Source organism: Polaribacter sargassicola (assembly GCF_021991835.1).
GTDB classification, from domain to species: domain Bacteria; phylum Bacteroidota; class Bacteroidia; order Flavobacteriales; family Flavobacteriaceae; genus Polaribacter; species Polaribacter sargassicola.
Window position 1 is genome coordinate 1 of sequence record NZ_JAHDAU010000244.1, and the last position, 280, is coordinate 280.

The following is a 280-nucleotide window of genomic DNA, read 5'->3' on the forward strand; positions in this document are numbered from 1 at the left end:
AGTAATAGTGTCTGCCACTAAAGTAACCCAAAAATCATATCCTAATTCTTTGGCCTCTTCTCTAATTTGCTCTACCTCATTAAAAAAGTTATCGCTCTGAGAGTCTGGTAAAAAATCTGTTGGCTGCCATATTTTTTCAATAGGAACTAAGTAGCTGTCTATAAAACCTTCTACTTTGCCCTCAATGGCTTTCATTACCTCTAATCTTATGTTGTGTGCAGACATATAATGCAAGTTATTTTTAACAAAGGTCGACAATAATTTTTAATTCCTTCCTTTA

The 280-nt window shown here is 33.6% G+C and carries 1 protein-coding gene; it reads right to left on the bottom strand.

Annotation, left to right across the window (positions count from 1 at the left end):
- Positions 1-225, bottom strand: a 225-nt coding sequence (locus KI686_RS16690; protein WP_237590429.1) for an acyl-ACP desaturase, incomplete at its 3' end; no start/stop codon positions are given.
- Between the last annotated feature and the right edge of the window lie 55 nt (positions 226-280).